The 9616-nt window shown below is 64.1% G+C and carries 7 protein-coding genes; all 7 read left to right on the plus strand.

Translation table 11 applies throughout. The annotated features are described in order from the left end of the window. Positions 1 to 12: 12 nt before the first annotated feature. Positions 13 to 2106, plus strand: coding sequence for a S9 family peptidase (locus Q0139_RS09300; RefSeq protein ID WP_298020586.1), 2094 nt, complete (start codon positions 13 to 15; stop codon positions 2104 to 2106). Between the two features lie 130 nt (positions 2107 to 2236). Next, positions 2237 to 2608, plus strand: a complete 372-nt coding sequence (locus Q0139_RS09305; protein ID WP_298020589.1) for a response regulator — start codon at positions 2237 to 2239, stop codon at positions 2606 to 2608. Positions 2609 to 2654: 46 nt separating this feature from the next. Next, positions 2655 to 5558 (plus strand): valine--tRNA ligase, encoded by a 2904-nt coding sequence (locus Q0139_RS09310; RefSeq protein ID WP_298020592.1) that lies wholly within the window; start codon positions 2655 to 2657, stop codon positions 5556 to 5558. 216 nt (positions 5559 to 5774) lie between these two features. Continuing rightward, on the plus strand, positions 5775 to 7280 hold the full coding sequence (locus Q0139_RS09315) for an MATE family efflux transporter (RefSeq protein WP_298020595.1): 1506 nt from the start codon (positions 5775 to 5777) through the stop codon (positions 7278 to 7280). A gap of 42 nt (positions 7281 to 7322) precedes the next feature. Next, positions 7323 to 8318 (plus strand): porphobilinogen synthase, encoded by a 996-nt coding sequence (hemB, locus tag Q0139_RS09320; protein ID WP_298020598.1) that lies wholly within the window; start codon positions 7323 to 7325, stop codon positions 8316 to 8318. Positions 8319 to 8333: 15 nt separating this feature from the next. After that, a complete protein-coding gene (locus Q0139_RS09325; protein WP_298020601.1) occupies positions 8334 to 8897 on the plus strand; it encodes a GNAT family N-acetyltransferase in 564 nt (187 codons plus the stop codon). 11 nt (positions 8898 to 8908) lie between these two features. Next, positions 8909 to 9472, plus strand: a complete 564-nt coding sequence (locus tag Q0139_RS09330; protein ID WP_298020604.1) for a gamma carbonic anhydrase family protein — start codon at positions 8909 to 8911, stop codon at positions 9470 to 9472. Positions 9473 to 9616: the final 144 nt, after the last annotated feature.

The raw sequence follows: 9616 nt of genomic DNA on the forward strand, positions 1-9616 counted from the left end.
GCGAGGTGGTCGGTGCGTAACGTGACGCGGCGGATCGGATTGGTGTCAGCGTCTTTGCTGATCGGCGCGGCCTTGTCGTCGGCGGCAACCGCGCGGCCGTTTACGCCCGAGGATCTGCTTCAGCTGCGCCGGATCAACGCCGTCGCCGTTTCGCCGGACGGCCAGCGGCTCGTCTATGCGCTGGGCGAGCCGGATATCGAGGCCAACACCGTCCGCGCCGACCTCTGGGAACGCGATCTCACAACCGATGGCGCGCGCCCCCGGCGCCTGACCGAAACGCCCGATGACAGCGAATCGAGCCCGGCCTATTCGCCCGATGGCGAACGGCTGTTCTTCCTGTCCGCGCGTTCGGGGAGCAGCCAGCTCTGGTCGATGCCCGCGCGTGGCGGCGAGGCGGTCCAGATTTCCAACGTCGAGGCCGATGTGGCCGGTTTCTCGCCGTCGCCGGACGGACGGCGCATGGCGCTCTGGTTCGACGAGGCGCCCGATTGTGCGGCGGCGAGCTGCCCCGATACAGGCGATGCCGATGGCGTTTCGCCGCGCCGGTACGATTCGCAATTCGCCCGCCACTGGTCGAGCTGGGAAGACGGGAGCCTTTCCCGGGTGGTCGTCTATCCCTTTGCCGGCGGACGGCTTGGCGACGAGGGGACCGTCGTTTCCCGCGCTGCGATTGGCAATACGCCCACGCGCCCCTTTGGCGGCGGCGAGCAGATCGCCTGGCATCCCGACGGGCAGTCGCTCTTCTTCGTCGACCGCACTGCCGATGCGAACGAGCCGCACTCGACCGATCTCGATATTTATTGGGTTCCCGCCTCTGGCGCGGTGGAGCCGGAAGTCCTCACCGGCCTCAACGAAGCGCTCGACGACCAGCCGGCGCCCTCGCCCGACGGCCGCTATCTCGCCTATCTCGCCATGGCGACGCCCGGCTATGAAAGCGACCGGCAGGTGCTCGTCCTGCGCGACCTGACGACCGGAGAGACACGGCGGCTGACCGAGGATTGGGATCGCTCGATCGCCAGCATCGCCTGGGCGCCCGATCGCCAGTCGATCTGGATCGTCGCCGCCGACCGGCTCGATACGGCTCTGTTCCGTTACATTTTGGCCGAGGGCCGGATCGAACGCGTTTCGGGCGCCGGAAGCATCGCCGGCATGTTGCCGCTCGATGACGGATCGGTGATCGCCGTGCGGTCGACGGCTCTGTCGCCGCCCGAAATCTACCGGATCGCGCCGGACGGCGAGATGAAGCAGCTGACGCAGGTCAATGCGGACCGGATGGCGGATATCGAGATGCCGACATCGGAGCGTTTCACCTTTGCGGGCGCCGATGGCGATACCGTGCACGGGATCGTCTACCGCCCGCCCGGCCTTGCGGCTGACGCGCGGCTTCCGGTCGCGATGTTCGTCCATGGCGGGCCGCAGGGATCGTTCAACGACAGCTGGTCCTATCGCTGGAACCCGGCGGCAATGGCGGCGCAGGGCTATGGCGTCGTCTCGATCGATTTCCACGGCTCGACCGGCTACGGCCAGGAGTTCACCGACAGCATCACCGGCGACTGGGGCGGCAAGCCGCTGCGCGACCTGCAACTCGGCCTTGATGCCGCGCTCGAGGCCAATCCCTGGATGGATGGCGAACGAATCTGCGCGCTCGGCGCGTCCTATGGCGGCTATATGATGAACTGGATCGCCGGAAACTGGCCCGGCCGGTTCGACTGTCTCGTCAACCATGCAGGGATCTTCGACCTACGCTCCTTCTACTATACGACAGAGGAATTGTGGTTTCCCGAACATGATTTCGGCGGCACCTATGACGCGGTCCCGCGCGAATATGAGCGCTGGAACCCGGTCAACCATGTCGGCGAATGGCGCACACCGATGATGCTGATCCATGGCGAACGCGATTTCCGCATTCCCTATGTGCAGAGCCTGGGCGCCTTTACCGCGCTGCAGAACCGGCAAATTCCGTCCGAACTTCTGATTTTCCCCGACGAGAATCATTGGGTGCTGAGTCCGCGCAACAGCCTTGCCTGGCACCGCGCCGTTTATGCCTGGGTGGCGCGCTGGACCGGGGAAAATGTATCTGAAAGCGGCGAACCGACGGAACAATGAGCCGCCTGCGCGATTGTGACAATCATACGCGAACGGATCAAAACGCCGTGTCTCCCGTGCTGCGCGAGCCACTGCGAGAGCAGATACGGAGCAACGAGTGACGAACGAGCCGGCGAGGGGAAATGGGGAGATGATCCTTCTGGTCGAGGATCAGAAGGAAGTCGGCGACATTGCCGAGGATATGCTCGACGCACTCGGCTACAACGTTCTGCGGGCGGCCGATGCGACCGAAGCGCTTTCGATTATCGAGGAACGCGGCGATATCGATCTGCTGCTGACCGATATCGTCATGCCCGGATCGATGAACGGCACCGACCTGGCGATGAAGGCACGCGAGGAATCCGGGCTGAGAGCCGTCCTTGTTACCGGCTATGCCGACAAGGCGATTCCCTCCGACCAGTTCGAACGGTTCGACGTGCTGCTGAAACCGTTCCGCATGGACGAACTCGGCCAGCGTATCCGCGCCGCGCTCGATGCGGAGAAGAGGGCGGGCGCCGACTGACAAAGGCGGTGGCGCGGCCCGCCACCCCTTGCTAACCGCTCATCGCATGAGCGAGCTACCCAAAACATTCGACCCGGCCGAGATCGAGGCGCGCTGGTACGCGCATTGGGAAGAGGAAGGCCTGTTCCGTCCCGAGCGGGACGACGCCGAACCTTTCACCATCGTCAACCCGCCGCCCAATGTGACGGGCAGCCTGCATATCGGCCACGCGCTCGACAACACCTTGCAGGACATCCTGATCCGGCGAGAACGGATGCGCGGCAAGGACGCGCTCTGGGTGGTCGGCACCGATCATGCGGGCATCGCGACGCAGATGGTGGTCGAGCGGCAGCTCAACGAGCGCCAGCAGAAGCGCACCGATTTTTCGCGCGCGGAATTCGTCGCGAAAGTCTGGGAGTGGAAGGAAGAGAGCGGCGGCACGATCACGCGCCAGCTGCGTCGGCTCGGCTGTTCGATGGACTGGTCGAACGAGCGCTTTACCATGGACGAGGGCTTCACCAAGGCCGTCACCAAGGTGTTCGTCGATCTCTACGATGAAGGCCTGATCTATCGCGACAAGCGCCTCGTGAACTGGGACCCGGGCCTCAAGACCGCGATCAGCGATCTCGAGGTCGAGAATGTCGAGATTGCCGGCCATTTCTGGCACTTCAAATATCCGCTCGAAGGCGGCGTCACGCTCGATAGCGGCGAGGATTTTATCGAGATCGCGACGACGCGGCCCGAAACGATGCTCGCCGATATGGCGGTCGCCGTCCACCCGAGCGACGAGCGCTATGCGAGCGTCGTCGGCAAGCATGTCGTGCTCCCGATCACCGGGCGCCGCGTGCCGATCATCGCTGACGAACATGCCGATCCCGAACTCGGCAGCGGCGCGGTGAAGATTACGCCGGGCCATGATTTCAACGATTTCGAGGTCGGCAAGCGCGCTGGCATCGCGCCCGCCGAGATGCTCAATATGCTCGATGGCGAGGCCAATGTCTGCCAGACGGCCGACGGTTTGGTGCCCGACGAATATATCGGCTTGCACAGGTTCAGGCGCGACGGTGTCGATGGCGCGCGCGAACTGGTCGTGCAGCGGATCAAGGACGCCGGCTGCCTGATCCCGCACGTTACCAAGGACAAGGATGGCGAGGAGGCAGTGCACGATGCCGAACCGCGCAAGATCATGACGCCCTATGGCGACCGATCGAACGTCGTCATCGAGCCCTGGCTGACCGACCAATGGTATGTCGATGCCGAAACGCTGGCGCAGGAGCCGATCAAGGCGGTCCGCGAGGGTGATATCGAGATCGTGCCCAAGAGCTGGGAGAAGACCTTCTTCAACTGGATGGAGAACATTCAGCCTTGGTGCGTGTCACGGCAGCTCTGGTGGGGGCACCGGATTCCGGCCTGGTACGGAATGCATCAAAGAGCTTCTGAACCTGAGAAAAACGATCCGACGCTGGTTACGACGATGGTATCTCCAACGTTCGTCGCAAAAACGGCCGAAGAAGCGGCGCAACTTGCATACGAAGAATATCAGGACGTCATCCCGTCCAAGTATGCCCGCATCGAGGCTTTTGAAGATCGGATGGCCGCTGTCGATGCTACGAACAAAGATGGTTCGATGCTCGCAATTGTTCGTGACGACGACGTCCTCGACACGTGGTTCTCCTCCGCCCTCTGGCCCTTCGGCACGCTCGGCTGGCCCGAGGAGACCGACGACCTCAAGCGCCATTACCCGAACGACGTCCTGATCTCCGGCTTCGATATCCTGTTCTTCTGGGACGCGCGGATGATGATGCAGGGGATGCATTTCATGGGCCGCGGCGGGAAGCCGCCAGAAGAGAGCGTGCCGTGGAAGACGCTGTATCTTCACGGGCTCGTGCGCGCCGCCGACGGGCAGAAAATGTCCAAGTCGAAGGGCAACACCGTCGATCCGCTCGGGCTCATCGACAAATTTGGTGCCGATGCGCTGCGCTTCTTCATGGCGGCGATGGAGAGCCAGGGCCGCGACATCAAGATGGATGAGAAGCGGCTCGAAGGCTATCGCAACTTCGCGACCAAGCTCTGGAACGCCGCGCGTTTCTGCCAGTCGAACGGCATCGGTGCGAGCGAGACGCTGGAGCCGCCGCCCTGCGACAAGCCGGTCAACCGCTGGATCGTCGCCGAGACGATCCGCACCGTGCAGGAACTCGACCTCGCCTTCGCCGATTTCCGTTTCGACGGTGCGGCGAACACGATCTACCATTTCACCTGGGATCACTTCTGCGACTGGTATCTCGAGCTGATCAAGCCGGTCATGAGCGGCGACGAACGCGGCGAGATCGATGACGAGACCAGGGCCGTTGCCGGCTGGGTGCTCGACCAGATCCTCGTCATGCTGCACCCGTTCATGCCCTTCGTCACCGAAGAACTGTGGAGCAAGCTCGGCGACCGCGCCGACTACCCGCTGATCACCGCCAAATGGCCGCTCGCCGACGCCCGCGCGATGGACGAGGAGGCGGCCAAGGAAATCGACTGGCTGATCCGCTTCGTGCGCGAAGTACGCGGGGCGAGGTCGGAACTCAATGTTCCGCCGGGCGCAAAGCTCGACCTTTATTTTGCTGAGGCTTCAGAATCGGCGCGGACGGTCCTTTCTCGCGATACCGCCGCTGTCGGGCGTCTGGCCCGGATCGGCGATCTGCATTTCCGCCCACCACCCGACGGCAGCCTGATGCAGGTCGTGGTGGACGAGTCGACCTACTACTTCCCGCTCGAAGGCGTGATCGATCTCGATGCGGAAAAAGCCCGCCTCGCTAAGGCGCTCGAAGCAGCGGAGAAGGAAGTCGCTTCGCTCGATAAGCGGCTCTCCAACCCGCAATTCGTCGAAAAGGCGAAGCCCGAAGCGGTTGAGAAGGCGCGCGCCGACCATGCGGAGAAGGCGGCTGAGGCCGAGCGCCTGAAAGTAGCGCTGGCGCGCTTGGGGTAGATCCTCCCCGGAACGGGGAGGGGGACCGGCGAAGCCGGTGGAGGGGCACATTGCTGCGTTAGCGATCCGTTTTTGGAGGGTGCCCCTCCACCATGCTGCGCATGGTCCCCCTCCCCCGTGGGGCGAGGAATAGCTGCATTGCAAAACGCCAGTACGCCGCTATCCCGTCGCGAGCGATAACGAGAACATAAACGCGCCGGTCGAGGGAGGCGGGCGATGGACGACGAACCCCGCACCCCCGAAGCATCAGGTGCCGCGCCCGCTGGCGGCCCTCCGCATATGCGGCAGCAGGGCAATCTAACCACCGGCCCGATCTATCGGACGCTCCTTTTCTTTGCGCTGCCGACGCTGGGATCGAACGTCCTGCAGTCGCTGAACGCCACCGTGAACACGATCTGGATCGGCAACTTCCTCGGCGAAACGGCGCTCGCGGCGACGTCGAACACGCATATCATCATGTTCCTGCTGTTCGCCGGCGTGTTCGGTTTCGGCATGGCCGGGACGATCATCGTCGGGCAGGGATTCGGCCGCGGCGATGTCGAGGCGGCGCGGCGCGCGGTCGGCACGGTGATGGGGATGCTGATCGTCTTTGCGCTGGTCGTCGGCGTCGCCGGGTGGGTGTTCGCGCCCGATATCCTGCGGCTGCTGGCGACGCCGGGCGAAGCGCAGGCGCTGGCGCTGACCTATTTGCGGGTCGTGATCCTGTCCTTCCCAGCGACGATCGTGATGGTCGCGCTGATGATGACGCTGCGCGGATCGGGCGATTCGATGACGCCGCTATGGTTCATGGGGCTGACGGTATTGCTCGATGCGGGGCTGAACCCGGTCTTCATCCTCGGCCTCGGGCCGTTTCCGGCGATGGGGATCGCCGGTTCGGCCTTGGCGACTGTCGTCGGAAATATCGTCGGTTGTGCGGGCATGATCGCCTATATCTACTGGCGCGACCTGCCGATCCGTTTGCGCGGCGCGGAGTTCGCCTATGTGATCCCGTCGCGCTCCCTGATGCGCGTGATCTTGGGCAAGGGGCTGCCGATGGCGGCGCAGATGCTCGTCGTGTCGGGATCGAGCATCGCGATGATCGGCCTGATCAACCGGGAGGGCGTCGATACCGCCGCCGCCTTCGGCGTCGTCCAGCAGCTCTGGAACTATGTCCAGATGCCGGCAATGGCGATCGGCGCCGCGGTCAGCGCCATGGCGGCGCAGAATATCGGCGCCGGGCGGTGGGACCGCGTTTCGCGGATCACGCGTGCGGGCTTCGCCTTCAATCTTCTGCTTACCGGCGCGGTGGTGGCGATCATCATCTTCGCAGATCGCGCCCTGCTGATACTGTTCGACCTCGGTGCGGAATCGCCGGCCACGCCGATTGCCGAACGGATCATCCTGCTCGGCACCTGGGGGTTCATTCTCTTCGGCGTGACGATGGTGGTGCTGGCGACGGTTCGTGCGAACGGGGCGGTGATCGGTCCTCTGCTCGTGTTCGCCGTATCGCTGATCCCGGTGCGGATCGGTTTCGCGGTACTGCTCTATCCGTCGCTCGGGCCGGACGCCTATTGGTGGAGCTTTCCGGCAGGGTCGCTGATGGCGGCGGCGCTGAGCCTTGCCTATTACCGCTACGGCCCATGGCGCGAAGGCGCGCTGCTCGATGAAATCGAGCCCGACTATGCGCGCGAGCGCACGCTGGCGAGTGGCGAACATGCCGGGCGGCTCAACCCGAGCGGCTAAGCCGTCTGGCATGGCGAGCGATTGGCGGCTAAACCGCCCGGCATGACCGATCCCGCCTATCCCGCAACGCGCCTGCGCCGGACGCGTACGACTGCCTGGTCCCGCGCGATGGTGCGCGAGACGCGGCTCGACCCGTCCGACCTGATCTGGCCGCTCTTCGTCACCGATGGAGACGAGGCAGAGCCGATCGCGTCGATGCCCGGCGTCTCACGTTGGCCCGTTGAGATGATAGCCGATCGTGCCGCCGAGGCGCGCGAGGCCGGTATTCCATGCGTCGCGCTGTTCCCGAACACGCCGCCCGACCTGCGCAGCGACAGGGGCGACGAGGCGGTCAATCCGGACAATCTGATGTGCCGCGCGATTGGCGAGATCAAGGATGCGTGCGGCGAGGATATCGGCATCCTCACCGATGTCGCGCTCGATCCCTATACGTCGCACGGCCAGGACGGTGTGGTCGATGGCGGCGGCTATGTGCTCAACGACGACACGGTCTCGATCCTCGTCGAACAGGCGCTCAACCAGGCGCAGGCGGGCGCGGACATCATTGCGCCGTCGGACATGATGGACGGCCGCATCGGTGCGATCCGCCATGCGCTGGAGGATGACGGATACACCAACGTTCAGGTCATGGCTTATGCCGCGAAATATGCGAGTGCCTTTTACGGCCCGTTCCGCGACGCCGTCGGTTCGCGCGGGCTGCTGAAGGGCGACAAGAAGACCTATCAGATGGATCCCGCCAATGCCGAAGAGGCGTTGCGCGAGGTCGCATTCGATATCGCCGAGGGTGCCGATAGCGTGATGGTGAAGCCCGGCATGCCCTATCTCGACATCGTCCGCCGCGTGAAGGAGCGGTTCGAGGTGCCCGTCTTCGCCTATCAGGTGTCGGGCGAATATACGATGATCGAGGCGGGTGCGGCCGCAGGTTCCGGCGAACGCGATGCGCTGGTGCTGGAGAGTTTGCTGGCGTTCAAGCGGGCGGGATGTTCGGGCATGCTCACCTACCATGCGCTCGATGCGGCGCGGTTGTTGAATTCCTGACATTTGAGAACTGGCATGATCGAAACCGAACGCCTGATCCTCCGCGACTGGCGCGATGACGATCGCGAACCGATGTACGAGCATATCAATTCGCGCCCCAACGTCATGCGCTGGCTGCTTGGCGTGCAGACGCGTGAGAAGACCGACGAGATGATCGACAAGCTGACCGGTTGGCAGCGCGAACATGGCCACACCTTCTGGGCTGTCGAGCGGAAATCGGACGGCGAACTGCTCGGCTTTTGCGGCCTCAAGCGCGTGCAGAACGATCGCAACGAGCCCGATCCGGGAACGCTCGAAATTGGCTGGCGGCTGCGCGAGGATGCCTGGGGGAAGGGCTATGCGCGCGAGGCGGCCGTGGCTTCGATGAACTACGCGTTCGACACGTTCGACGAGGATTACGTCTCGGCCTTCACCGTCAACGGCAATGAAGGGTCATGGGGTCTGATGGAGCGGCTCGGCATGAAACGACGCAAGGACCTCGACTATTGGGAAGACGACTGGGGTCCCGAGCTGGGCCATGGTATCGTCTATCGCATCACGCGCGAAGAATGGACCGAGAAACGCGTAGAATTCGAATAGTGGGAACGCACATGAACGACGTCACCATCATCCCGATCCACGGTAAGGAACCGCAGATCCACCCGACCGCCTTCATCGCGCCCGGCACGCGGCTGATCGGCGATGTGCGGATCGGGGAGGGCGCGAGCATCTGGTACAATTGCGTTCTCAGGGCCGACGTCAATTATATCGAGGTCGGCGCGCGGGCGAACATCCAGGACGGCACGGTCGTCCATTGCGACGCCGATCACGGCGAAGCGCGCCCCGGCTGGCCGACGATCATCGGCGAGGACGTGCTCATCGGCCATATGGCGATGGTTCACGGCGTGAAGCTGCACGACAAGAGTTTCGTGGGGCTCGGCGCGATCGTGATGGATGGCTGCGAGATTGAAAGCGGCGGGATGATCGCGGCGGGCGGCATGCTGACGCCCGGCAAGGTCATCAAGGCAGGCGAGATGTGGGGCGGACGTCCGGCCAAGAAGATGCGCGACCTGACCGAGGCCGATTTCGACTGGGCCACCGGCCGGCTCCTCGACGTCGCCGATCGCCATGCCGGGGACGGGCTGTCTCGTGCCCTGGCGAGTCCGGGACGATAATCGATGCGGCTTTTGCGCAATCTGGGCGTGGTGTCCGGTCTCACCCTCGCCTCGCGCCTTCTGGGCATGGTGCGCGAGATCTTCATGGCCGCGCGGCTCGGGGCAGGGCCTAAATCCCACCGGGCTGTTGTGCTCGGTCTGAGT

This window comes from uncultured Parasphingopyxis sp. (assembly GCF_937129435.1).
GTDB lineage: Bacteria > Pseudomonadota > Alphaproteobacteria > Sphingomonadales > Sphingomonadaceae > Parasphingopyxis.

What these genes read in the sequence shown, in the direction of transcription:
- Q0139_RS09315 (WP_298020595.1), top strand. Translation starts at nt 5,775, where the DNA reads ATGGACGACGAACCCCGCACCCCCGAAGCATCAGGTGCCGCGCCCGCT.
- Q0139_RS09310 (WP_298020592.1), top strand. Translation starts at nt 2,655, where the DNA reads ATGAGCGAGCTACCCAAAACATTCGACCCGGCCGAGATCGAGGCGCGC.
- Q0139_RS09305 (WP_298020589.1), top strand. Translation starts at nt 2,237, where the DNA reads ATGATCCTTCTGGTCGAGGATCAGAAGGAAGTCGGCGACATTGCCGAG.
- Q0139_RS09330 (WP_298020604.1), top strand. Translation starts at nt 8,909, where the DNA reads ATGAACGACGTCACCATCATCCCGATCCACGGTAAGGAACCGCAGATC.
- hemB (WP_298020598.1), top strand. Translation starts at nt 7,323, where the DNA reads ATGACCGATCCCGCCTATCCCGCAACGCGCCTGCGCCGGACGCGTACG.
- Q0139_RS09325 (WP_298020601.1), top strand. Translation starts at nt 8,334, where the DNA reads ATGATCGAAACCGAACGCCTGATCCTCCGCGACTGGCGCGATGACGAT.